Here is a 23,487-nt window from a genome sequence, read left to right as displayed (position 1 = left end):
GCACGCGCTTCCCCAGCGGCACCGGGGAAGCGCGGCGCATCATGCCGCGCCTGACCGCGCCCGCTTACGGCCTGCCGGGATGCAGCAGCGAGCGCTTGCGCGCGTAGCCGAAATAGATCGCCAGACCGATCAGCGTCCAGGCACCGAAGGCGATCCAGGTCACCTTCTGCAGGAAGGCCATCAGGAACAGGCAGAACGCCACGGAAAGCATCGGCACCACCGGTGCGCCAGGGCAACGGAAAGCACGCGGCAGGTCCGGCCGGGTCTTGCGCAGCACCAGCACGGCGATCGAAATCAGCGAAAAGGCGGCCAGCGTGCCGATGTTGATCAGCTCGGCGAGCACGTTCAACGGCACCAGCGCGGCGATGGCGGAGAACACGATGCCGACCAGCCAGGTGGTGTTGAAGGGCGTGGAGAAGCGCGGGTGGATCTTCGCCAGCCGAGCGGGCAGCAGACCGTCGCGCGACATGGCGAACAGGATGCGCGTCTGACCGTAGGCCATGACCAGAATCACGGTGGTCATGCCGATGATCGCGCCCATGTCGATGAAACCGGCCACCCAGTTCTGGCCCGCGTATTGCAGAGCCAGCGAGACCGGATGATCGACACCGGCGAAATTGGCGAAAGGCACGATGCCGGTCATGATCCCGGCCACCAGCACGTAGAGCAGGGTGCACACCAGCAGCGAGCCGATGATGCCGACGGGCAGATCGCGGCGCGGGTTGCGCACTTCTTCGGCGGCGGAGGTGACGGCGTCGAAACCGATGTAGGCAGAACATCACGGCGGCGGCATTGAACACGCCGGAGAAGCCGAAAGGCATGAAGGGCTGCCAGTTTTCCGGCTTCACATGCCAGACGCCCACGGCGATGAACAGGCAGATCACGGCGAGCTTCACGGCCACCATCACGTTGTTGAGCCTTGCCGATTCACGCACCCCGCGCGACAGCACGAAGGTGACGGCCAGCATGATCAGGGCGGCCGGCAGGTTGATCACCGTGCTCACGCCGGGGATGGAGCCGGGTGCCGCGCTCAGCGCCACCGGCAGCTTGATGCCGAAACCGGCCAGCAGCGACTGACAATAGCCTGACCAGCCCACCGAAACGGCCGAAGTCGCCAGGCCGTATTCGAGGATCAGATCCCAGCCGATGATCCAGGCCACCAGCTCGCCCAGCGTGCTGTAGGCATAGGTATAGATCGAGCCGGAGACCGGCACGGTAGACGCGAATTCGGCATAGCACAGGGCAGCGAAACCGCAGGCCAGGCCGGCCAGGACGAAGGACAGCGTCAGCGCGGGGCCGGCGGTCAGGGCGCCGGTGCCGGTCAGGACGAAGATGCCGGTGCCGATGATGGCGCCGATGCCCAGCAAGACCAGATCCAGCGGCCCGAGCACTTTCTTCAGGCCTTCTCCGCTGGTCTGGCCAGCGATCATTGCGTCAATATCCTTGGTGCGAAACAGGCTCATCTCCAGTCCCCTCGTTATGTCCGCCGATGGCGGTTTGTATGCAAAAAGGGGCGCATTATCCGTCAGTTCGGCACTGGCGGTAAGGCGGTGGCGAAGGGCTCCGGCGAGCGGGTGAAAGGACGCGGTCGGGCCGAGCTCAGGCGGCTTGCGGGCGGAATGCCACACGCACCAGGCGCGGCCCGCGTTGCGGGGATTCCACCTCGCCGAAAGGCTGCATGCCGAGGCGCTCCAGCGCTTTGAGCGAGGCCTGGTTGTGCGGCGAGGCGAGCGCCAGCACGCGGGATTTTCCGAACGCCGAGAAAGCGTGGTCGATCTGGGCTCGGCCGATCTCCTGCGCATAGCCCCGGCCTTGTGCGGCGGTGGCGAGCACGAAGCCGAGTTCGACATCGTCTTCACCGAGCGCATCGCAGGGCAGCAGACCGGCCACGCCGAGCAGGCTCCCGGTGTCGCGTGCCACGATCACGCCGATGCCATGCGCTTCGTCAGGCCTGGCGCCGTACGCGTCGAGAAAGGCCCGCGTCTCGGCCTCCGTGAAAGGGTGTCCGGCAAAGGCATGCCGCATCACCGCCGGATCGGCGAACAGGTGCTGCAGCCAGGGATGATCCTGCACGCCGTGGCGCCGCAGGATCAGACGGGGGGTTTCGAGGATCATCGTCGGCTTCATCGGGTCCGTGCCTGAAAGTTGCCCTTTACGCAGGAAGGATCAGCTTTGCAAGCATCGCACAACCGGCAGCAGGACGGCTGCAGAGGATGCTCAGCGCCGGTTCAAAGACTGTCGCGAGAGGCCGTCGGCGGGATGAAAAGCAGCGCATGCGCCCCGCTCACAGCCTTGCAGCAGACCATCAACAGGCGCTCAGATCGCCCGCCCATGCCACCATAGCGAAAGTGCTGCCGCAATGGAGATCAGCGCGGCGGCAAGGGCGGCAATCAGGCCGCTGATCTCGGTCTGCTTCTTCTCGAAGGCAATGCGCGAGTTCAGGGCTTCGTAGACCTTGGTGAGGTCCGGCGCCGTGCTGGCATGGAAGTATTCTCCCAGCGTCATCTCTGCCATCTTGCGCAGAGTGTTTTCATCGAGCTGGACACGCATCGACCAGCCCTCGAAACCGATGGTTTCGCCTTCGCGGGTTCCGATGCCGACGGTATAGACGCGAACGCCGCGCTCGGCAGCCATCTTCGCCGCATCGAGCGAATCAGGCCCGGTGGTGCGCTGGCCATCGGTGAGCAGGATGATCGCGCTGGAGGTATTGGAGCCCGGCGGCACCGGCTCGAACGGCTCGCGAACCTTATCCTGACCGATCGGTTGATTGTCGCCACGCCGCGCGTCGTCACCATAGAGCATCTGCGCGATGTCGATGCCGCTGTCCGGCAACAGGGTGGCGAGCGACAGCAGCAGACCGCTGCCGATGGCAGTACCGCGCTGGAGCTGAAAGCGGTCGATGGCAGCAATCAGATCTTCATGGTTGCGCGTGGGCGGCTGCACGACCGACGCGGTGCCGGCAAAGGCGATGATGCCGACCTTGGTACTTGCCGGCTGCGCCTTGATGAAGGCCTTGGCGGCCGCCTGCGAGGCCTCGATACGGTTCGGCTGCACATCGGTGGCGCGCATGCTGCCGGACACATCCATGGCCAGAATCACGGTCTGCTGCTGTATGGGCAGCGTGAGAGTCATGACCGGCCGCGAGGCGGCAAGGAGCATCAGGGCCAACGCCAGCAGCATCAACAATGGCGGCACATGGCGACGCAGCGCATTGCCCGGGCCCAGGGCCTCGCGCACCAGCGCCAGATTCGCGTAGCGCACGGCAACGCGCTTGCGCCGCCGCAGGATCAGCACATACAACCCGATGAAGGCCGGAACGAGCAGCAAGGCCCACAAGGCCAGAGGCCACTGGAATGTCATCGTCTGCCCTCCTTCGCGCCAGCGGCCGAAACAAGATGGGACGGCACGCCGCTACCGCTCATGCGGCTGCGCAGGGCACGCAGATCGGCAAAGCGCAGCAGGGCATCCATCAGATCCCCTTCGGTGGAGAGTTCCAGCGCGTCGACGCCTGCCTCGGCAAAAGCAGTGCGCAAGGCAGCTTCACGCTCGGCGGCCAGCCCGGCGAAACGGTGGCGGAAGCTTTTGTCATGGGTGTCGACGAAGAGCTGTTCGCCGCTTTCCGGATCTTCGAGCAACAGCATGCCGATATCGGGCAATTCGTGCTCCAGTGGATCCGAAAGGCGCACGGCGATCACCTCGTGGCGCATGGCCAGCCGCCCCAGTACGCGCTCCCAGCCCGGCGTGCTGATGAAATCCGAAACCACGAAGACCAGCGCCCGGCGCGGCAGGATCCGCGCGGCATGCGCCAGCAGCGCGGCAAGCTGGGTCGGCGCGGGCCGGGTCACCGGCCGGGCCAGCAACACGCGCAGCAGGTGGAGCACCTGCAGACGGCCGCTGCGCGCGGGGATCACCGTATCCACCTGGCTGCCGTAGCACAGCGCCCCGATGCGGTTGCCGTGGCGGGTCAGCAGACGCGCCAGCACGCCGACGAATTCGGCCGATACGGCCTGCTTCTTGATACGGGTGCCGAAGTCCAGCGAGGCAGAGAGATCCAGCAGGAACCAGGCGGTGAGGTCGCGATCCTCGTTGTACTCGCGCACATGGGGCGTCTGCATGCGCGCGGTGACGTTCCAGTCGATATGGCGCACATCGTCGTGATGCTGGTATTCACGCAGATCTGCAAGATCCAGCCCGGGGCCACGGAAGAAACTGCGGTAGTCGCCATGCAGCAATCCGTCCAGACGGCGGATCACGGTCCATTCGAGGCGCAGCAGCAGCGCTTCGGCGTCAGGCAGGGGCGACATGGCCGGGCTCCAGGGCTTTCTGCGGCGCAGGAATGTGCTGCATCAACCTGACGATCAGCGCATCCGCATCGAGACCTTCGGCCAGCGCCTGATAACTCAGCACCAGGCGATGGCGCAGCACATCGGGCACCAGTTCGGTCATGTCTTCCGGCAGCACGTAATCGCGCCCGCGCAGGAAGGCCAGCGCCCGCGCCCCTTCGACCAGGCTGATGCTTGCCCGCGGGCTGGCACCGAAGGTGAGCAAGGGCGCGAAATCCGGCAAGCCGTAACGCCCCGGCTCGCGCGTGGCGCACACCAGACGCACCGCATACTGCATCAGCGCGGGCTCGACGAAACCCTTGCGGCATTCCGCCTGCAACGCGGCAAGCTGATCGGTGGTGGCGATGGCGCTGATGACGGGAGGCTCGGTCGTCACGCGCTGGACGATCACCAGCTCTTCCTCGGGCGTGGGGTAGTCGACCAGCACCTTCATCATGAAACGGTCCACCTGCGCCTCCGGCAGCGGATAGGTGCCTTCGGTCTCGATCGGGTTCTGTGTGGCCATCACCAGGAAGGGCGCCGGCAGGCGGTGCGTTTCGCCGGCAATCGTCACCTGCCGCTCCTGCATCACTTCGAGCAGCGCGCTCTGCACCTTGGCAGGCGCGCGGTTGATTTCATCGGCCAGCAGCAGATGGGTGAATACCGGCCCCAGCGTGGTCGAGAATTCGCCGGTCTTCTGGTTGTAGATGCGATTGCCGATGAGATCGGCCGGCACCAGATCGGGCGTGAACTGGATGCGCCGGAAGCCGCCACTGAGCGTGGCCGCCAGCGTCTTCACGGTCAGCGTCTTGGCCAGCCCCGGCACGCCTTCGACGAGCAGGTGCCCCTGCGCCAGAATGGCCACCATCACCCGTTCGAGAAACTGATCCTGCCCCACGATCAGCTTCTTCACCTCGTAGAGGATGCGCTCCATCAGGGCGGCCACTTCGGCATGTCTGGCTTGTGATGTGCTCATGGTCGGATCCTGGTTGTGGTGGAAAACACGCGGAAACGGCTCAGAACCTGTTCATAGTCTTACTGCGAGGCCGTGATCGGGGCTCATGTGCTGCTCGGAATCCTCATGTATCCACATACACTCCGGTTCCTGCGCTGCTCTTTTCCACGGTTTGCTTTGCATAGCAAACCGGCTGCGGCAGCGCAGAGCTACGCTCGGCTGTTTGCTGCCTACGCCCCCGCTGACGCCCTCTCGCTACAGACTTTGAACAGGTTCTCAGAAAGGCGACATGCCGACCGCCGCCGCCGCATTCTCGATCGGCACGGCAAAGCCGAGCCCGACGAAGAAACGCTGCTGCACCGGGTTGAGCAGCGCAGTGACGATGCCCACCACCTCGCCTTTCATGTTCACCAGCGGCCCGCCGGAGTTCCCGGGGTTGGCAGCCGCATCGAACTGGATCAGGTTGCTCAGCATCCGTTCGCCGTCTGCCGAACGGAACTCCCGCTTCAGGCCGGAGACCACGCCGGAAGACACCGAAGGGCCAAATCCGAAGGGAAAGCCGACGGCTGCCACCATGTCACCCGGGCGCAGGCCGGCTGTGGAAACCAGGGTGGCCGGCTGCAGGTCGTCCGGCACCCTGGCCGCCCGCAATACGGCCAGATCGTTCGCTGGATCGACACCGGCGAGAAATGCGGGCGACTCCGAACCATCGGCGAAGCTCACCCTGAGCTGCCGGGCGCCGCTGACGACATGCAGGTTGGTCAGGATCGCGCCCGTTTCGGTGATCACCACACCCGTGCCGATGGCAAGGTCGGCCGCCCCGGCTTCGCTTTCGGGTTTGGCCTTCCCCGCACGCCCCGGCGTGGCCGGCGTCATGGTGGGCTCCGGATGACCCAGCCCGACGACACGCACGATGGAGGGCCCAATCAGCGCAGAGGCTTTTGCCACCTGGGACGGGAGGGATTCCTTTTCAAGCGTACGCAGTACGGCGCGGTCGATGTCCGCTTGCGTCGGCAAAGGCGATGCGGAAGACAGATGGCGCTGGATCGCTCCACCGGCCAGCACTGCCAGCGCCAGCAACGCGATGCCTGCAAGGCTGCGCCGGACTGCTGGCAACGGCCAACGCCTGCGCCAGGGCGGTGGCCTCACCTGCGTTTCTTCCGCGATGGGCCGGACAGGTTCCGCGCGCGCCGTGCTGTACAAGACGGTTCGTTTCATGGGCCACCTCGCGCTCAACATGGAACGCAGGCGACACCGCTCGTTCCGCTATCAGCAAGCTGCCGGCAGAGCCCGGCCAGACTTCATGCTGGTACGCGGAATGCGCTTCTTCAAGCCCGGATATTGCGGATGAGGCACCGGCCGGCACCCCATCCCGGCTCAACCCGCATGCTGCGTGGCCTGAAAGGCACGCACCGCATGCAGCAACGCCAGCAGCAGCGGGCTCTGCTCGTCGCCGCGCCAGGCGCAATGCAGCAGCACACGCACCTCGCCCGCCAGCGGCCGGTAGACGACGTTGGGCAGTTGCAGGGCACGCACCGAGGCAGGCACCAGCGCCGTGCCGAAGCCTCCGGCGACCATCACCGTGGCGGAAATCATGTCGGTGGCGCGCTGGCGCACGCGCGGCTCGAATCCGGCCTGGCGGAAGAGGTCGCGCGTGGCGGTGAATACCGCATTGTCCTGCTCGCCGATGAAGGCCTCATGGCGCAGCGAGGCAATGGCGATCTCGGACTGCGCGGCCAGCGGATGGCGGGCGTTCAGCGCCACCAGCACCGGCTCGGCACACACGGGCTCGATGCGCAGCCCGGGCGACTCGGGCAGGTAGCGGTCGAAGGCAACGAGGATGCGCCCCCGGTGCAAGGCTTCGATCTGCGCGCCCTTGGGCGCGTTGTGCAGCACCAGCTCGACCTCGGGCCGACTGGCGGAAAAACCGTTGAGGATCTGCGGCACGATACCCAGCATGGCCGAGCCATACACACCGACATCCAGCCGGCCGGCCTCGCCCCGCCCGGCACGCCGGGTGAGCTCGTCGGCCAGCGCCACCTGAGCCAGTATCTGGCGCGCATGGGTGAGCAAAAGCTCGCCGGCATCGGTCAGCTCCACGCCCCAGTGCGTACGGCGGAACAACTGCGCGCCGGTGTATTCCTCCAGTTGCTGGATCTGCCGCGTGAGCGGCGGCTGCGAGATGTGCAGCCGCTCGGCCGCACGGCTGATGTTGCGCTCCTCGGCCACCGCCACGAAGTACTTGAGTTGTCGCACGTCCATGCGGCTGGCTCCCGTTCTGGCCCGACCGGACAGCCCGGCGGACGGATGACTTGCAGCGGCGTAGCTTACCTGCCTGGATATTGGGCGTGGAGAATCGGGCGTCGTACCCCGACGCGGCGCGTAGCCCGACAAGCCAATGACCAGGGTCGGCAGCGAAATCCGCCCGCACTTCGATACCTCAGTGCGAACGGATTTCGGTTCGGGTGCGAGCGCTGCCGCAACTCCGTTCGTGCCGAGGTATCAAAGCATGAACGGACGCCGATCGACCCTGGCGCGTCGCCCGGATGCTAGCCTCAGGCCGGAATTCGGAGCGGATGGGTGTGGAACGCTCAGGCGCCGAGAATGCGGATCTCCTCGCCCTGGACGCTGACGAGGTCACCCGCGCGCAGCTTGCGGCCACGCCGCAACTCGGGCTCGCCATTCACGCACACCAGCCCCTCCTGCACCATCATCTTGGCGACACCGCCCGAGGAGGCGATGGCCAGCAACTTGAGCAGGGCGTCGAGGGCGATGTGATCGCGGGTCAGGGTGAATTCGGTCATGGCATCAAGGAAGAGATCGTCTGCTGGACTTCGAGCGCCATGCTCTGACCTTTTTCCAGCAGGCGCAAGCCCGGCATGCCCTCACGATTGAACGCGTCGGTCAGGTGGGTGACGGGTTCGTAGCACCACCAGTCGCCATGTTCGGGCCGATAGACGATGACCAGATCCAGCCCTTCGGGCTCGGCGGTGAGCCAGTCGATGGCGATGCCAAGATCGCGCCTTTCCATGCGCATGGGCGCATCGCAGCCGGTGAACTGATGATCGATCAATCCCTGACCGAGCGTGCGCAGCTGGCGGAAATCCCAGTCCGCCGGCAGCTCGGCGTGATGCGTGCTGGGTATGCCACGCTCGATGCACTCCCAGTAGCCGCTGGCGCCATAGCGCACGCGCAGATCCTCTTCGCGCGCCGGACGCATGATGTACGGGTGAAACCCCAGGCCATAGGGCAGGCGATCCTCGCCGAGATGGGTGATCTCCAGGCGCATGCACATCCCGTCGTCTTCTAGCCGGTAAGTCTGGCGGGCACGGTAATGCCAGGGGTAGCCAAGCGGATGTTCGGCCTCCACGCCGAGCACGATTTCCGTGGCTTCGTGGCTCAGTACTTCCCACTCGTGCATCCAGCCCGTGCCGTGCATGGGATAGGGCGAATCGTCGCGATTGGAGGGAACAGCATGAAAACGGCCGTCCAGATGGAAGCCGCCGCCGGTGAGGCGGTTGGACCAGGGCAGCAGCGGAAAATTGGCCACCACGCGGCGCTCCGGATTGGGCGCATAGGGACGCCAGAGCGGTACCCAGGCGTCCTAATGGCGGAATTCCCAGCCGGCGGCGCTGCCGCCCAGTGCGGGAATCACGCCGAGACGCTGGTGTGCATTTTCGATTTGAAGGATGATCGGGGAATTCATGTCGGACAACCTGCTTTTTGTCAGACATCATTCTACGCGCCGGTAGACGCCTGTCCGCCGCGCCACACTTTGTTGCAAGTGGCATCCCCGCCGTTAGTCCACGCGGGCTGACAATCCATATCGCTGATGACACAAGAGGCCCGCACGCTTCCGTTGCACGGGCACGCGACTCAGACGGGTATCCCGTTGCCCTGGGATGACCCGGCCACAAAACACTGCCGGCAGCAGTCTGGATGATAAAACCACTGCCCCGGGATTCAGGAGTACGCGACTGCGGCCGATAAAACCCGACTGGCGTGTACCGATTGAACGCAGAGAAGCGAGGAGGCCATCGTGGCGCAGACGCAAGATCAGGACGAACTGGAGTTCGCTGGCGATGCGGTCGAGGAAGACAGACGCGGCAACCGTCGTCCATGGCGCATATTGATCGTGGATGACGATCCCGATGTGCATACCACCACCACCTTCGCCCTGCGCAACGCAGAGATCCTCGGTTGCCCCCTGGCTTTCCTGCATGCCGATTCCGCCAGCCAGGCGCGCGAGCTGCTCAAGCGTGACCAGGAAATCGCGGTGATCCTGCTTGACGTGGTCATGGAGCAGGAAGATTCCGGCCTGCAACTGGTGCGCTTCATCCGCGACGAACTGGGCATGAGCGAGACACGCATCATCCTGCGCACCGGCCAGCCCGGCTATGCGCCCGAGATGGATGCCATCCGCGACTATGACATCAACGATTACAAGACCAAGTCCGAACTCACGCGCAACCGGCTCTACACCGCGCTGACCGCCGCCGTCCGTTCCTATCACCAGATCCGCACCATCAACCAGAGCCGGCGCGGCCTGGACCTGATCGTGCGCGCCAGCGGCGAATTGCTGGCGCTCTCCGGCATCCGCAGCTTCGCTGCCGGCGTGATAACGCAGATGTCATCTCTGCTGGGCGTCGCCCCCGAAGGCCTGATCTGCGTGCAGCGCCCGCAGGAGGGCAGCAGAGGAGAGGATGCTCTGGTCATTGCCGCTGCCGGGCGTTACACCCCGCTGATCAACCAGTCGCTGGGCGAGATCGGTGATACCGGGGTGCGCGCCAGCATCGAGCGCTGCCTCGACGAAGGCCGCCACATCTTCACACCCGACCATTCGGTACTGTTCTTCGGCAGCCGCAGCCAGCGCAACATGGCCGCCTACCTGGACGCGCCGCTGCAGCTGGACGCGGACTGGCAGCAACTGCTCGAAGTGTTCTGCGCCAACATCGCCATCGGGCTGGAGAACACCCTGCTGTTCTCCCGGCTGCAGGACTTCGCCTATCTCGACACGCTGACCGGCCTGCCCAACCGCCGCAGCCTGATCAACAGCCTCGACGATATCCTGCTGGGCAGCGAGCGCGGCCGCTACACGCTGGTACTGATGGATCTGGATGGCTTCGCCGAAACCAACGATGCCATCGGCCACAAGTTCGGCGATGCCCTGCTCCGCGCCGTGGCGCAGCGCCTGCGCAACCTTTTCGGCAATCACTGCACCATCGCCCACCTCTCGGCCGACACCTTCGCCGTACTGGGCTACATCGAACTGCTGCTGCCGGCCAGCCTGCAGGCGGCATTCCGCGATGCCTTCGTGATCGACGGCCAGGAGCTGATGGTCGGTGCCAGCATGGGAATCGCACATCTCATCGATGTGGAAGGCAACGGCGCCGAAGCACTCAAGGATGCCTACCTGGCGTTGCGCCGCGCCAAGCTCCACGCCCGCGGCGAATATATGTTCTTCACGCGCGACATGGGGGCCGAAACCCGTGAGCGCTCGCGCCTGCTGCAGGCTCTGCGCCTGGCCACCGAACGCCAGCGCCTGTTCCTCTGCTACCAGCCGCAGATCAACCTGCAGAACGGCAAGGTCATCGGCATCGAGGCCCTGCTGCGCTGGCGCGCCGAGGATGGCCGCCTGATCGAGCCTGCCCGCTTCATTCCCATCGCCGAACACTCCGGCATGATCGTCGGCATCGGCGAATGGGTGATGCGCACCGCCTGCTTCCAGCAGGCCGAGCTCGCCCGCCAGGGATTCACGGGGCTGTCGATGGCGATCAACATCTCGGTCGGCCAGCTGCGCCACCCGCATTTCCTGGCCTCGCTGCAATCGGCGCTGCACGACAGCGGCGTCGATCCCACGCTGATCGAGCTGGAGGTCACGGAATCCATCGCCATGGGCGAAGCCGATTTCCTCGCCCGGCCACTCGAAGCAGTCAGGGCTCTGGGCGTCAAGGTCGCCGTGGATGACTTCGGCACCGGCTTCTCTTCCCTCTCCTACCTGCAGCGCCTGCAGGTCGACCGCCTGAAGATCGATCGCAGCTTCATCGCCGATCTCGAGCATGACGAGCGCGCGCAGCGCATCCCGGAGCTCGTGATCCAGCTGGCGCACCGCCTGGGCCTGCACGTGCTGGCCGAAGGCGTCGAGACTCCGGAGCAGGCACGCCTGCTTACCGATCTGGCCTGCGACGAAGCCCAGGGCTATCTCTACGCACGGCCGATGGAATCCCATCTGCTGGTCAACTGGCTGCATCAGCATCAACAAGGGAACCGACATGGCGAAAGGCGCTAGGCCGCCGCGCCGCCGCATCCGCCTGACCGTGCGGCGCGCGGTGATGCTCGCAGTGCTGTTGGGCGTATTGCTGCCGGCGCTGCTGGTGGGGGCCTATCTGGCCCGGGTGTTCTACAGCGACAAGCTCGAGAGCGAGGTGCGCAACACGCTCGCCAACAACGCCGAACTGCTCTCCGTGGGGGTCAGCGAAAGCCTGTGGTCGCTGGACTACGAGTCGGTGGGCGCGATGGTCGAGGCGGCGATGAAGGATCCCTCGCTGGTCCGCGTGGAAGTGCGCGACCCCAAGCTGGGCCGTCTGGTAGCCCGCGAGCGCCCGGAGCGTCGCGTGGGGCAGAGCTTCCAGACCGAGCAGAAGGTGTCGCGACGTGGCGAGGAAATCGGCAGCGTGCATATCGAGCTGACCGATGCGCCACTGCGCGAGGCACTGGGCCAGCAGACGCTGACGCTGGCGAGCATGCTCAGCCTGCAGATGGCGGGCAGCGTGCTGCTGATCCTCTTCGTGCTGCAGCGGCGCGTGGGTGATCCATTGCTGCGGCTGGGCCTGGAAGCGGAACGACTATCGCGCGGCGAGCTGGAGCGCCCCATCGTGCCGAAGCATGACGACGAGATCGGCGACGTGGAAAAGCGGCTGGAAATCACCCGTCACGCACTCAAGGAACTGATCGGTTCGCTGGCACAACAGAACGAGGCGCTGGAATCCGACCTGGCCGAACGCCGCCGCGTGGAGGCCGCCCTGCGCGACCGCGAACAGCGCCTGCGCGCCCTGGTGGCACAAAGCCCGCTGGCGGTGATCGAGTTCGACCTGAGCTGGCACGTGCTGGACTGGAACGAGGCCGCCGAGCGCATCTTCGGCTGGCGGCGCGAGGAGATCATCGGCCAGCACGCCTCGCGCCTCGTCGAAGCCGAAGGCGAAGACACGCTTTCCGCGCACCTCGAGGCCAGCATCGCGCGCGGCCGCGTGCGCTTCCACTGCCTGCGCGCCGGTGCGCACGAACACATCGTCTGCCAGTGGTACAACAACCTCATCCGCGATGCCAGCGGCAATGCGCAGCGCATCGTCGCGCTGGTCGAAGACATCACCGAGCGTCAGCGCAATGACGAGGAAATCCGCCGTCTGGCCGCCGTCGTACGGCTGACCACCAATCTGGTCGCCCTGACCGACCGCCAGGGTCGCGTGGAATGGCTCAACCCGGCTTTCGGGAACCGCCTCGGCCCGGGCGCCTCGGCCATGCTCGGCCAGCCGCTGACCCAGCTGATCATCCAGCCCGACGGGGAAGACAGCATCACTGCAGTCAGTCATGCCCTGCAGGCTGGACGCATGCTGACCCTGTCCGAGCTGGCCTGCCGGACGCAGGACGGCACGGATTTCTGGGTCACCATGGAACTGCAGCCGATCCGCGACGAACAGGGCCGCATCCTGCAATGGCTGGCGCTGCTGACCGACATCAGTGAACGCCGCCACATGGTGGAAGGCCTGCGCAGCATCGCCCGCATCGGCAGCGAAAACGTGCCTGGCCGCTTCTTCAACCACCTGCTGTCCGCACTGGCCAGCGCCACCGGCGCCAGCGCCGCCTACCTCGCCTCGCATCACGAGCAGGGGATCCATGTCGAGGCCAGCTAGGCCGCGCCTGGCTGGACGGTGGAGCCTCATCCAGCCCGGGCACACAACGAACTCGCCCGCCACGCCGGCCTGCTGGGTGCGCTGCTGATGGAGCGCAATGCGGCCAAGGTCGTGGCCGAGGATGCGGTGTTCGCGCGCTGTGATCTGGCCGAGGCGCTGGTGATAGAGCCGATCGTGGAAGGCAACGATCACGTGATCGGCCACCTCGCCCTGGTCTTCGACCACATGCTGGATGCCGCTCCCAGTGTGCAGTCCCTCGTCGCGCTCGGCGCAGCCCGCGCCAACGCCGAATTCCTGCGCCAGCGTGCACTTGAGGCACTGCGCCAGAGCGAACAGAAATTCTTTTCCCTGTTCGTGTATTCGCCGATCCCCGTGGCGGTACTGCGCAGCACCGATGGCCGCTGCCTGGATGCGAACCCCAGCTTCCTCAAGACCTTCGGCTATCGCCGCGAGGACATCGTCGGTCGCACCAGCGACGAGGTTCCCATCCACGCCCAGGGCGATGCGCAGCGCCACTGGGTGCGCGAACTGATGCAGCAGCAGAGGGAAGTCTCGGGCGTGGACCTGCAATTGCGCACACGTCTGGGGGCGTTGCTCGACTGCCACGTCTACATCCGCCCGATTCCGATGAACGACGAGGAATGCCATCTGGTGGCGATCACCGACGTGACGCAACTGCGCGCCGCCCAGCGCCAGGTGGAGGAGCTCAATCAGTCACTGGAGAAGCGCGTCGAGGCGCGTACCCACGATCTTGCACAGAGCAATGCCGAGCTGGAAACCGCGCTGGTGCGGCTCAAGCGCACACTGGATGAACTCGTGCGCGCCGAGAAGCTCGCCGCGCTGGGTTCGCTGGTGGCCGGTGTGGCACACGAGCTGAACACGCCGATCGGCAACGCACTGATGGTGGCCAGCACCCTGCACGACCTCAACGTCACCTTCCAGGACCAGATCGAAGCCGGCCTCAAGCGCTCCACGCTGGATGCCTACGTCGGGGAATCCGCTTCGGCGGCCGACAGCCTGCTGCGCAACCTGCAACGCGCCGCCGAACTGATCAGCAGTTTCAAACAGGTGGCAGTAGACCAGACCAGTTCGCAGCGCCGCCGTTTCGATCTCGCCGAGGTGGTGGGCGAGATCGTCGTCACGCTGCAGCCGGTGTTCCGCAAGACGCCCTTCCAGGTGAGCGCCGACATCCCGCGCGGGCTGCTGCTGGACAGCTACCCCGGCCCCTTCGGCCAGGTGGTGACCAACCTGCTCAACAACACCATCCTGCACGCCTTCGAAGGCAGGAATCACGGGCTGGTCAGCCTGCAGGCCTGCCACGACCCGGAAGACGGTTGGATCCGTTTCAGTTGCCGCGACGATGGCGTGGGTATCTCCCCCGCCAACCTGCGCCGCATCTTCGACCCCTTCTTCACCACGCGGCTGGGGCGTGAAGGCACCGGGCTGGGGCTGAACATCGTGCACAACATCGTCAGCAGCGTGCTCGGCGGCGAGATCACGGTGGAAAGCGAGGAAGGCCGGGGCAGCTGCTTCATCCTGCGTCTGCCCGTGCAGGCGCCGCTGAACCCGGAACTGGTGCCGGACCTTCCCCTTCCCCCCTCGCTGCTGGCCTAGGGTCACGCCCTCTGCAGGGCCAGCAGCACATCCTTGAGCGAATCCGCGCAGGCCACGCCCAGCCGGCAGATGTCGGCATCCGGGCGCAGCAGGTCCAGCAGCATCACCACCGGCATGCTGGCTGACACCGCCGAACGCACGCCTGCATTGGAATCTTCCAGCGCCAGGCAATGGCGCGGCTCCACGCCGAGATGGCGCGCGGCCAGCTCGAAGATGTCGGGCGCCGGCTTGCCGTGCCGCACCTCGTCGCCACAGGCCAGCGCCCTGAAGCGCGGCAGCAGGCCGGCGCGTGCAAGCTTGGTCTCGGCACGCGTGCGCCGCGTGGACGTCGCCACAGCGCACGGAATACGCCGCGCATCGAGATAGTCGAACAGTTCGCGCACATACGGCTTGAGCGGAATCGCGCCACGCACGATGGCATCTTCGTAGCGCTCATCGAACGCGTGGCGCAGCGCGGCAATGGGAAAATCCTCGCCGAAGGCCGCGAGGATGCGCCGATCCGAATCGCGCGCGTTCAGGCCCACCAGCGACAGCCCGACCTCCTCCCGCCAGGGCGCGCCGATCGCCTGCGCCGCCTGCGCGAAGCAATCCAGCGCCACGCGCTCGGAATCGAGCAAGGTGCCATCCATGTCGAAGATCACGGCACGGGGAAGAGAGAGGGTGAACATCGGGAGTCGGGAGTCGGGAGTCGGGAGTCGGGAGTCGGGAGTCGGGAGTCGGCAAAAGTGTAGGCAGGGCATACGCCTATGCAAGGCCATTGCCACCTCTTTCGTACGGGCTGCACGCCGCCGCCGGTACGACTCCCCACTCCCGGCTCTCCACTCCCTACAGCAGAACGATGTCGAACTGCTCCGGCGTGTAGCTGGTCTCGGCGTGGAAGGAGATCGGCTTGCCGATGAAGTCCTGCAGGTTGGCGATGGCCTGCGCTTCTTCGTCGTGAAACAGATTCACCACGCCAGGACTGGCGAGTACGCGGAATTCGCGCGCCGTGAACTGGCGTGCCTCGCGCACCACTTCGCGCATCACTTCGTAGGCCACGGTGCGCGCGGTTTTCACCTGACCGCGGCCGCCGCAGGTCGGGCAGGATTCGCACAGCACGTGCGCCAGCGATTCACGCGTGCGTTTGCGCGTCATCTCCACCAGGCCCAGCGAGGTGAAGCCACCCACCGACACCTTGGTGTGATCGCGTGCCAGTGCCTTGGTCAGCTCGGCCAGCACGGAGAGACGGTGTTCTTCGTTCTCCATGTCGATGAAGTCGAGCAGGATGATGCCGCCAAGGTTGCGCAGGCGCAGCTGGCGTGCGATGGCCTGCGCAGCCTCCAGGTTGGTCTTGAAGATGGTGTCGTCGAAGGTTCGCGCGCCGACGAAGCCGCCGGTATTCACGTCGATGGTGGTCAGCGCCTCGGTCTGGTCGATGATCAGGTAGCCGCCACTCTTGAGGTCCACGCGGCGCGCCAGCGCCTTCTGGATTTCCTCTTCCACGCCGTGCAGGTCGAATAGCGGGCGGTCTCCCTGGTAATGCTTCAGCAGGTGCGCCACGCGCGGCATGTAGTCCTGCGCGAAAGTGCTGAGCTTCTGGAAATTCTCGCGCGAGTCGATCACCACCTGCGCGGTGTCGGCCCCCACCAGGTCGCGCAATACACGCTGGGCGAGATTGAGATCGCGATAGAGCAGTTGCGGCGCCGGGCCGCCGCCGCGCTGCTGCTGGATCTCGGCCCACAGCTTGCGCAGATAGGCGATGTCCGCCGAAAGCTCTTCGTCGCTGGCCTGCTCGGCCTGGGTCCGCACGATGAAGCCGCCCTTCTCCTCGGCGGGCAACAGCCCCTGCAGACGCGCGCGCAGCGCCTCGCGGCCCTCCTCGTTCTCGATACGCTGGGAGATGCCGATGTGATGATCCTGGGGCAGGTAGACCAGCAACCAGCCGGCGATCGAAAGCTGGGTGGACAGCCGCGCGCCCTTGGTGCCGATGGGATCCTTGAGCACCTGCACCATCAGCGTCTGGCCTTCGCTGAGGATGCGCTCGATGGGGCGCTGCACCTCGCCAGCGGAGCGGTCGAACCAGATGTCCGCCACATGCAGGAAGGCGGTGCGCTCCAGGCCGATGTCGATGAACGCCGACTGCATGCCCGGCAGCACGCGCACCACACGCCCCAGATAGACGTTGCCGACAAAGCCGCGCGCATGCTCGCGCTCGATGTGCAGTTCCTGCACCACACCGTTGTAGAGGAGCGCGACGCGCGTCTCCTGCGGCGTGAAGTTGATCAGATAGGCCTCGCTCATGGGGCTCCCCGGAATTCTGTATTACCCGGCATTCTACTGACTCGCTGCCCGCCCGGCGGGATTGACGAGGCAAAAGGGTGGCAAGGAGAATCGCGGCCGGGCACACTTTCGGGTACATCCACAGTCACATCGGAAAGCTCTAGATCAGAAAGGAAATGCCATGGCGCAGGACAACGACATCATCGACGCGGGTGCACCATCCGCCCCCTCGCAGGACGCCCGCAACATCGCGCTGCTGATATGGCTCGGCTCCATCCTGTTCGGCTTCATTCCCTCGCTGATCCTGTATCTGGTCAAGAAGGACGACCCCTACCTGCAGGATCAGGCCAAGGAATGCCTGAACTGGAACATCACCGCGCTGATCGGCTATGTCGGCGGTGTGATCCTCACCTTCATCCTCATCGGCGTGCTGGTGCTGCTCGTCGTGGGCATCGCACACCTGGTGTTCTGCATCCTGGGTGCAATGGCCGCCTCCAGCGGCAAGCCCTTCCGCGTGCCTTTCGCACTGCGGCTGATCAAGTAAGAACGTTGCGACCGGAGACTGGCAGCAGCCGGCGCCCGTTCATGCTTCGATACCTCAGCACGAACGGGGTTGGAAGGATGCACACATGCTCATCGAAATCCGTTCGCACTGAAGGTTCGAAGTGCGGGCGGATTTCGCCGCCGATCCTGGTCACCAGGCCGAAGGGCCCCCTTCAACCGGAATGGCGTTTGAGGAAGGCTGCCAGTGCGCGGCCGGTATGGGTGTCGGCGCCGAGCACGCCGGCCAGCGGCCCCTGATACACCACACGGCCCCCCTCCACGCCGCCTTCAGGGCCCATGTCGATCAGCCAGTCGGCCTCGGCCATCACGTCCAGATCGTGTTCGATCACCAAGGCCGTGTTGCCCGCCTCGACGAGTCGGTGCAGCACCGTGATCAGCTTTGCCACGTCGGCCATGTGCAGGCCCACGGTGGGCTCGTCCAGCACGTAGAGCGTGTGCGGGCTCTTGAAGCGCGAGGCGCGTGCCGCCGGATCGGTCTTCACCTTGGCAAGCTCCGTAACCAGCTTGATGCGCTGCGCCTCGCCCCCGGAAAGCGTCGGCGAGGCCTGGCCCAGCGTGAGGTAACCGAGGCCAACATCCTGCAGCAACTTGAGGGGATGGCTCACCTTGGGATGCGCGGCGAAGAATTCGACGGCTTCGTCCACCTCCATCGCCAGTACCTCGGCGATGTGTTTGTCACGCCAGGTGGCGGTGAGTGTGTCGGCATTGAAACGCGCGCCGTCGCAGACCTCGCAGCGCACCTTCACGTCGGGCAGGAAGTTCATCGCCACGGTCTGCACGCCCGCACCCTCGCAGGCCGGGCAGCGGCCGTCGCCGGTGTTGAAGGAGAAACGCGCCGCCGTCCAGCCGCGCAGCTTGGCGACCTCGGTATTGGCGAAGAGCTTGCGGATCTCGTCCCAGAACCCGACGTAGGTGGCCGGGCAAGAGCGCGGCGTCTTGCCGATCGGTGTCTGGTCGACCTCCAGCACGCGGCCGACGGCCTGCCAGCCCTCGATGGCCGAGCAGCCTTGCAGCCCCGTGACTTTCTTCTGCGTCTTCGGCATCAGCTTGGCCGTCTTGCGGCCGGTCTTCGCGGGCGCACCGTCTTCGTCACCGCCGACCAGGCGCTTGAGATTCGCGTGCAGTACATCGCGCGCCAGGGTCGATTTGCCCGAGCCGGAGACGCCGGTGACCACCGTCAGGCGGTTCAGCGGCACCTGCACGGAAACGTTTTGCAGGTTGTGCAGCGTGCCACCCGCAAGGCGGATGGCGGCGTCATCGGCGGATGGCGCAGTGCGACCATGCAAGGGATGCTGCAAGGGTTCGCGCAGGCTCTTGCCGGTCACCGAATCGGGTGCGGCGATCAGTTCGGCCGCCGTGCCCTGGGCGATCAGGCGCCCGCCACGTGTGCCGGCGCCGGGGCCGAGGTCCAGCACTTCGTCGGCACGGCGGATGGTTTCTTCGTCGTGCTCCACTACCACCACCGTGTTGCCCTTGGCACGGAGTGCCGTGAGCATGTCCAGCAGTACGCCGTTGTCGCGCGGATGCAGGCCGATGGAAGGCTCGTCGAGCACGTAGCAGACACCGCGCAGATTGCTGCCGAGCTGCGCGGCAAGCCGAATGCGCTGCGCCTCGCCGCCTGAGAGCGTGGGTGCGGCGCGATCCAGCGCGAGATAGCCCAGGCCTACGTCACGCAGGAAGGCGAGGCGGTGGCGGAGCTCGCTAACGATGTCGCGGCCGATGCCGGCTTCGCGGCCTTCGAGTTGCAACGCGTCGACCCACTCGGCCAGCGCATTTACCGAGCGGCGGCTCATCTGCGTGATCGATTCATTGCGATATTTCACCGCGCGCGCCACCGGATTCAGCCGTTCGCCATGGCAGGTACGGCATTCCACTTCCTCGCCGTCGGCATCGTCCAGCCCGGCGAACTCCATTTCGGCGACGTCGACCTCGGGATCCTTCATCCACTTCGGGATCTCGACGCCGGTGCCGCAGCAGCTCTCGCACCAGCCATGCTTGGAGTTGTAGGAGAACAGGCGCGGATCGAGCTCTGGGAAGCTGGTGCCGCAGGAAGGGCAGGCGCGCAGGGTGGACAGCACCACATCGTCGCCTTCCGGCGTGATCAGCCGGATCGTGCCCTTGCCGAACTGCAGCGCGGCGCCAAGCTTTTCGCGCAGTTCGCCTTCGTTGTCGGCACGCACCTCGACGTCCGCCACCGGCAGCTCGATGTTGTGCTCCTTGAAGCGGTCCAGCCGCGGCCAGGGCGCTACCGCCAGGAATTCACCGTCGACGCGCAGATGCGTGTAACCCTTGCCCTTGGCCCATTTGGCGAGATCGGTGTACAGGCCCTTGCGGTTGACTACCAGCGGCGCCAGCAGCCCGACCTTGCGGCCCTTGTATTCCCGCAGGATGCGCGCGGCGATGACGTCTTCCGATTGCGGCTCGATCCTGCAACCGCAATCCGGGCAGTGCTGGGTACCGAGCTTCACGTAGAGCAGGCGCAGGAAGTGGTGCACTTCGGTGAGCGTGCCCACCGTGCTCTTGCGTCCGCCCCGGCTGGTGCGTTGCTCGATCGCCACGGTGGGTGGAATGCCGTGGATGGCATCCACATCGGGCTTCGCTGCAGGCTGCACGAACTGGCGCGCATAGGCATTCAGCGATTCGAGATAGCGACGCTGCCCCTCGGCGAAGACGATGTCGAAGGCCAGCGTGGATTTGCCCGAGCCGGAAACGCCGGTGACCACGGTGAATGTGTTGTGCTGGATTGCCAGCGAGATGTTCTTCAGATTGTGCTCGCGCGCATGCACGACCTCGATGGCATCGAGGTGCTTCGGGCGTGGCGAGTGGGGCGCGGGGAGTCGGTAAACGGCGGCGGGCTCGGCGGCTCGCAGCACCCCACCGCCCAGGTGGTATTCCACCAGCGCCCGTCCGGTATGCGAGCGCTCGCAGGCGATGAGGTCTTCGACCGTGCCTTCGACGAGAATCTCGCCACCGCCGTCACCGCCTTCGGGGCCAAGGTCGATAAGCCAGTCCGCCGCGCGCATGACGTCCAGGTTGTGTTCGACGACGAGCACCGTGTTGCCGGCGTCGACCAGCGCACGCAGTGCCCACAGCAGTTTTTCGATGTCGCCGAAATGCAGGCCGGTGGTGGGTTCGTCGAAAAGGAACAGGCTGCTCTTGCTCGTGGCTTTCTTCTTCGAGGATTTTGCGGCGTATTCGGCCAGATGCCCGGCAAGCTTCAGGCGCTGCGCTTCGCCACCCGACAGCGTCGGTACCGGCTGGCCAAGCGTGAGGTAATCGAGGCCGACATCGACCAGCGGCTGGATGGCGCGCGTGAGTTCGCGGTCTCCCTCGAAGAAGGCCAATGCATCGGCACAGGTGAGCTCCAGCACCTCGGCGATGCTTTTGTCTTGTAGACGGAGCTCCAGCACCTCGGGCCGATAGCGCTTGCCATCGCAATCCGGGCAACGCAGATACACGTCGGAGAGAAACTGCATCTCCACATGTTCGAAGCCGTTGCCGCCGCAGGTGGGGCAACGGCCATCCCCCGAGTTGAAGGAAAAGGTGCCGGCGGTGTAGCCGCGCTGCTGCGCTTCGGGCAGGGCTGCGAAACGCTTGCGGATCACGTCGAAGGCGCCGACATAACTGGCGGGATTGGAGCGCGTGGTCTTGCCGATGGCGCTCTGGTCCACCATCACCACGGCTTCGATCAGCGCATCGCCCACGAGCCTGTCGAACGCGCCGGGCGTTTCGGTGGCCTCGCCCTTGGCCTTTTTGAGCGCTGGCCACAGCACATCCTGGATCAGCGTGGATTTGCCCGAACCGGAAACACCGGTGACGCAGACCAGGCGGCCGAGCGGGATGGCCAGATCGACGTTCTTCAGATTGTTGGCGCTGGCGCCAAGCAGCGCGAGGCGCGGTGTTTTCGCATCGACCGGCTGGCGTACCAGACCGGCATCCACCTGCTTGTGCCCGCCCAGGAATTGCGCTGTCAGGGTATCGGTACGGGCACGCAATTCGTCCGGTGTGCCGTTGAACACGATGTTGCCGCCCGCAGCACCCGGCCCGGGGCCGACGTCGATGATGCGGTCGGCATTGAGCATCACGGCCGGGTCGTGCTCGACGACCACCAGCGAGTTGCCGGCGTCACGCAGCCGGCGCATCACGCCGTTGATGCGGTCGATGTCACGCGGGTGCAGGCCGATCGAGGGCTCGTCGAGCACGAACAGCGTGTTCACCAGCGAGGTGCCGAGCGCGGTGGTCAGATTGATGCGCTGCACCTCGCCACCGGAGAGCGTACGGCTCTGGCGATCCAGCGTGAGATAGCCGAGGCCGACGGCGCAGAGATAATCGAGGCGGCTGCGGATCTCCTGCATGACCAGATCGACCGCATCGCCGGCACTGCCTTCCACCACGAGTCGCGCAAAGAAGTCCCGCGCCCGTTCGACCGGCAGGCGCATCGCGTCATGGATGGAGAGACCGGGCAGCGCCTGCAATCGATCGTCGCTCAGGCGGATGCCGCGCGGGCGGAAACGCTGGCGTGCAGCACCGAGCGCGAGATCGGCTTCCGCTTTCGTGCCCACCCGCCACAGCAGCGAATCGGTCTTCAGGCGCGCGCCCTCGCAGACCGGGCAATCGGTATAGGCGCGGTAGTGGGAAAGCAGCACGCGGATGTGCATCTTGTAGGCCTTGGTTTCCAGCCAGTCGAAGAAGCGTCGCACGCCGTACCAGTACTTCGGCCAGGAACGCTCCCAGCTCTTGAATTCGGGCTCGCCTTCCATCACCCACTGGCGATGCTCCTCGGGCAGATCGCGCCAGGCGACATCCGTGGCCACGCCCCGCCGCTTGGCCATCATGATCAGCTCACGCTGGGCTTCGTTGTAGCTCTCGGATTGCCAGGGCTTCACCGCACCCTGCGCCAGCGTTTTGGATTCATCCGGCACGATCAGGCCGGGATCGATGCCGATCACGCGGCCAAAACCGCGGCAGGTGTCGCAGGCGCCCACGGCCGAGTTGAAGGAGAAATGCGAGGGCGTAGGCTCGGCGTAATGGATGTCGCAGTCGGCGCAATGCAGATCGGCGGAGAATTTCCACACCCCCGGCAGCGCCTCATGGCGCTGCCCGCCCCCTGATGAGGCGGGAATTGCCTCCCCGCCCAGATGCATTTCCACCTTCCCGTTGCCGAGTCGCAGGGCGCTTTCCAGCGCTTCGCTGACGCGGGCGGTTTCCGCATTCGCGAAGCGGAAGCGGTCGACGGTGACCAGCAAGCGCTTGCCGTCTTCGGTGATGCGGGTGAAGCCCTGGCGTTCGAGGTGGCCGCGCATCTCCTCGACGCTGAAATTCTCGGGCACCGGGATCGGCGCAACGATGGCTAGGCGAGGGTCGTCGTGCTGCGGGCAGCGCGTGGCGAGTGCGGCGAGGATGGTCTGCGGCGTCTCGCGCTCCACCTTCTGTCCGCAGCCCTTGCAGTAGAGATGGCCGGCACGCGCCCACAGCAGTTTCAGATAGTCCGCCAGCTCGGTCATGGTGCCGACCGTGGAGCGCGAGGTGCGCACCTGATTGGTCTGATCGATGGCGATGGCCGGCGGCACGCCTTCGATGGCGTCGACCTGCGGCTTGTCCATACGGTCGAGGAACTGCCGCGCGTAGGGCGAAAAGGTTTCGACATACTGACGCTGGCCTTCGGCGTAGAGCGTGTCGAAGACCAGCGAGCTCTTGCCCGACCCCGAGGGGCCGGTCACCACGACCAGTTCGCCGGTCGGAATGTCGAGCGAGACGTTCTTGAGATTGTTCTGGCGTGCGCCGCGGATGCGGATCGCGGGACGGACGTAGGGATGCTGACTCATGATGCCGGGGCGCGGAGGGAGCTGGGGAAAATCAGCCG

At 65.6% G+C, this 23,487-nt stretch carries 16 protein-coding genes and 1 pseudogene; 4 read left to right on the top strand and 13 right to left on the bottom strand.

The genetic code is table 11. The features are described 5' to 3' along the window. Positions 1-64: 64 nt before the first annotated feature. From BGI27_RS18660 to BGI27_RS07350, 10 genes and pseudogenes are all read right to left on the bottom strand, one after another. Positions 65-766: an amino acid permease gene (locus BGI27_RS18660; RefSeq protein ID WP_317984283.1), complete on the bottom strand. Its 702-nt coding sequence runs from the start codon at positions 764-766 to the stop codon at positions 65-67. A gap of 70 nt (positions 767-836) precedes the next feature. Beyond that, positions 837-1,430 (bottom strand): annotated as a pseudogene (locus BGI27_RS18855) (amino acid permease); the annotation flags it as partial. A 169-nt stretch (positions 1,431-1,599) separates the two neighbouring features. Next, entirely contained in the window at positions 1,600-2,115 is a 516-nt protein-coding gene (locus BGI27_RS07385; protein ID WP_170942923.1) for a GNAT family N-acetyltransferase, read from the bottom strand. Between the two features lie 201 nt (positions 2,116-2,316). Then, positions 2,317-3,360 (bottom strand): VWA domain-containing protein, encoded by a 1,044-nt coding sequence (locus BGI27_RS07380; protein ID WP_095524246.1) that lies wholly within the window; start codon positions 3,358-3,360, stop codon positions 2,317-2,319. Continuing rightward, positions 3,357-4,304 carry a DUF58 domain-containing protein gene (locus BGI27_RS07375; RefSeq protein ID WP_095524245.1) on the bottom strand — a complete coding sequence of 316 codons (948 nt, stop codon included), beginning with the start codon at positions 4,302-4,304 and terminating at the stop codon, positions 3,357-3,359. Before BGI27_RS07375 ends, BGI27_RS07380 begins: the two co-directional genes overlap by 4 nt. Further along, positions 4,288-5,298: an AAA family ATPase gene (locus BGI27_RS07370; protein WP_095524244.1), complete on the bottom strand. Its 1,011-nt coding sequence runs from the start codon at positions 5,296-5,298 to the stop codon at positions 4,288-4,290. The genes BGI27_RS07375 and BGI27_RS07370 overlap by 17 nt, the downstream gene beginning before the upstream one ends. A gap of 255 nt (positions 5,299-5,553) precedes the next feature. Further along, the gene (locus BGI27_RS07365) at positions 5,554-6,495 is read right to left on the bottom strand and encodes a S1C family serine protease (protein ID WP_095524243.1); all 942 of its coding nucleotides are present in this window, start codon (positions 6,493-6,495) and stop codon (positions 5,554-5,556) included. A 159-nt stretch (positions 6,496-6,654) separates the two neighbouring features. Continuing rightward, positions 6,655-7,539 carry a LysR substrate-binding domain-containing protein gene (locus BGI27_RS07360; protein ID WP_095524242.1) on the bottom strand — a complete coding sequence of 295 codons (885 nt, stop codon included), beginning with the start codon at positions 7,537-7,539 and terminating at the stop codon, positions 6,655-6,657. Positions 7,540-7,868: 329 nt separating this feature from the next. Then, the gene (locus tag BGI27_RS07355; RefSeq protein WP_095524241.1) at positions 7,869-8,081 is read right to left on the bottom strand and encodes an RNA-binding S4 domain-containing protein; all 213 of its coding nucleotides are present in this window, start codon (positions 8,079-8,081) and stop codon (positions 7,869-7,871) included. Beyond that, positions 8,078-8,830: an aldose 1-epimerase gene (locus BGI27_RS07350; RefSeq protein WP_223871660.1), complete on the bottom strand. Its 753-nt coding sequence runs from the start codon at positions 8,828-8,830 to the stop codon at positions 8,078-8,080. Before BGI27_RS07350 ends, BGI27_RS07355 begins: the two co-directional genes overlap by 4 nt. A gap of 486 nt (positions 8,831-9,316) precedes the next feature. Between BGI27_RS07350 and BGI27_RS07345 the strand changes: the two genes are divergently transcribed. The 3 genes from BGI27_RS07345 to BGI27_RS07335 are packed head-to-tail and all read left to right on the top strand — an operon-like array spanning position 9,317 to position 14,801. Further along, entirely contained in the window at positions 9,317-11,566 is a 2,250-nt protein-coding gene (locus BGI27_RS07345; protein ID WP_223871659.1) for an EAL domain-containing response regulator, read from the top strand. Further along, complete coding sequence (locus BGI27_RS07340) at positions 11,550-13,187, top strand: PAS domain S-box protein (protein ID WP_095524239.1); 1,638 nt, start codon at positions 11,550-11,552, stop codon at positions 13,185-13,187. The genes BGI27_RS07345 and BGI27_RS07340 overlap by 17 nt, the downstream gene beginning before the upstream one ends. An 18-nt stretch (positions 13,188-13,205) precedes the next feature. Then, the gene (locus BGI27_RS07335) at positions 13,206-14,801 is read left to right on the top strand and encodes a PAS domain-containing sensor histidine kinase (RefSeq protein ID WP_095524238.1); all 1,596 of its coding nucleotides are present in this window, start codon (positions 13,206-13,208) and stop codon (positions 14,799-14,801) included. A gap of 2 nt (positions 14,802-14,803) precedes the next feature. On the opposite strand, the gene BGI27_RS07330 is transcribed toward BGI27_RS07335, so the two are convergent. Together BGI27_RS07330 and rng are read right to left on the bottom strand one after the other, a co-directional pair. After that, positions 14,804-15,469, bottom strand: a complete 666-nt coding sequence (locus BGI27_RS07330) for an HAD family hydrolase (RefSeq protein ID WP_095529861.1) — start codon at positions 15,467-15,469, stop codon at positions 14,804-14,806. Between the two features lie 157 nt (positions 15,470-15,626). Continuing rightward, a complete protein-coding gene (gene rng, locus BGI27_RS07325; RefSeq protein ID WP_095524236.1) occupies positions 15,627-17,081 on the bottom strand; it encodes a ribonuclease G in 1,455 nt (484 codons plus the stop codon). 160 nt (positions 17,082-17,241) lie between these two features. Here rng and BGI27_RS07320 point away from each other — a divergent pair, with 160 nt between their 5' ends. Then, positions 17,242-17,604: a DUF4870 domain-containing protein gene (locus BGI27_RS07320; protein WP_095524235.1), complete on the top strand. Its 363-nt coding sequence runs from the start codon at positions 17,242-17,244 to the stop codon at positions 17,602-17,604. 172 nt (positions 17,605-17,776) lie between these two features. Here BGI27_RS07320 and uvrA read toward each other — a convergent pair whose 3' ends face one another. Continuing rightward, positions 17,777-23,449: an excinuclease ABC subunit UvrA gene (uvrA, locus tag BGI27_RS07315; RefSeq protein WP_095524234.1), complete on the bottom strand. Its 5,673-nt coding sequence runs from the start codon at positions 23,447-23,449 to the stop codon at positions 17,777-17,779. Between the last annotated feature and the right edge of the window lie 38 nt (positions 23,450-23,487).

Origin of the sequence: Candidatus Dactylopiibacterium carminicum, from assembly GCF_014736495.1 — a bacterium.
GTDB classification, from domain to species: domain Bacteria; phylum Pseudomonadota; class Gammaproteobacteria; order Burkholderiales; family Rhodocyclaceae; genus Uliginosibacterium; species Uliginosibacterium carminicum.
This window is presented reverse-complemented; position numbering and strand designations above follow the sequence as displayed.

Bases quoted from the DNA above. Each gene is read 5' to 3' on its own strand.
- BGI27_RS07385 (WP_170942923.1), bottom strand. From the start codon at position 2,115: ATGATCCTCGAAACCCCCCGTCTGATCCTGCGGCGCCACGGCGTGCAG.
- BGI27_RS07380 (WP_095524246.1), bottom strand. From the start codon at position 3,360: ATGACATTCCAGTGGCCTCTGGCCTTGTGGGCCTTGCTGCTCGTTCCG.
- BGI27_RS07375 (WP_095524245.1), bottom strand. From the start codon at position 4,304: ATGTCGCCCCTGCCTGACGCCGAAGCGCTGCTGCTGCGCCTCGAATGG.
- BGI27_RS07370 (WP_095524244.1), bottom strand. From the start codon at position 5,298: ATGAGCACATCACAAGCCAGACATGCCGAAGTGGCCGCCCTGATGGAG.
- BGI27_RS07365 (WP_095524243.1), bottom strand. From the start codon at position 6,495: ATGAAACGAACCGTCTTGTACAGCACGGCGCGCGCGGAACCTGTCCGG.
- BGI27_RS07360 (WP_095524242.1), bottom strand. From the start codon at position 7,539: ATGGACGTGCGACAACTCAAGTACTTCGTGGCGGTGGCCGAGGAGCGC.
- BGI27_RS07355 (WP_095524241.1), bottom strand. From the start codon at position 8,081: ATGACCGAATTCACCCTGACCCGCGATCACATCGCCCTCGACGCCCTG.
- BGI27_RS07340 (WP_095524239.1), top strand. From the start codon at position 11,550: ATGGCGAAAGGCGCTAGGCCGCCGCGCCGCCGCATCCGCCTGACCGTG.
- BGI27_RS07330 (WP_095529861.1), bottom strand. From the start codon at position 15,469: ATGTTCACCCTCTCTCTTCCCCGTGCCGTGATCTTCGACATGGATGGC.
- rng (WP_095524236.1), bottom strand. From the start codon at position 17,081: ATGAGCGAGGCCTATCTGATCAACTTCACGCCGCAGGAGACGCGCGTC.
- BGI27_RS07320 (WP_095524235.1), top strand. From the start codon at position 17,242: ATGGCGCAGGACAACGACATCATCGACGCGGGTGCACCATCCGCCCCC.
- uvrA (WP_095524234.1), bottom strand. From the start codon at position 23,449: ATGAGTCAGCATCCCTACGTCCGTCCCGCGATCCGCATCCGCGGCGCA.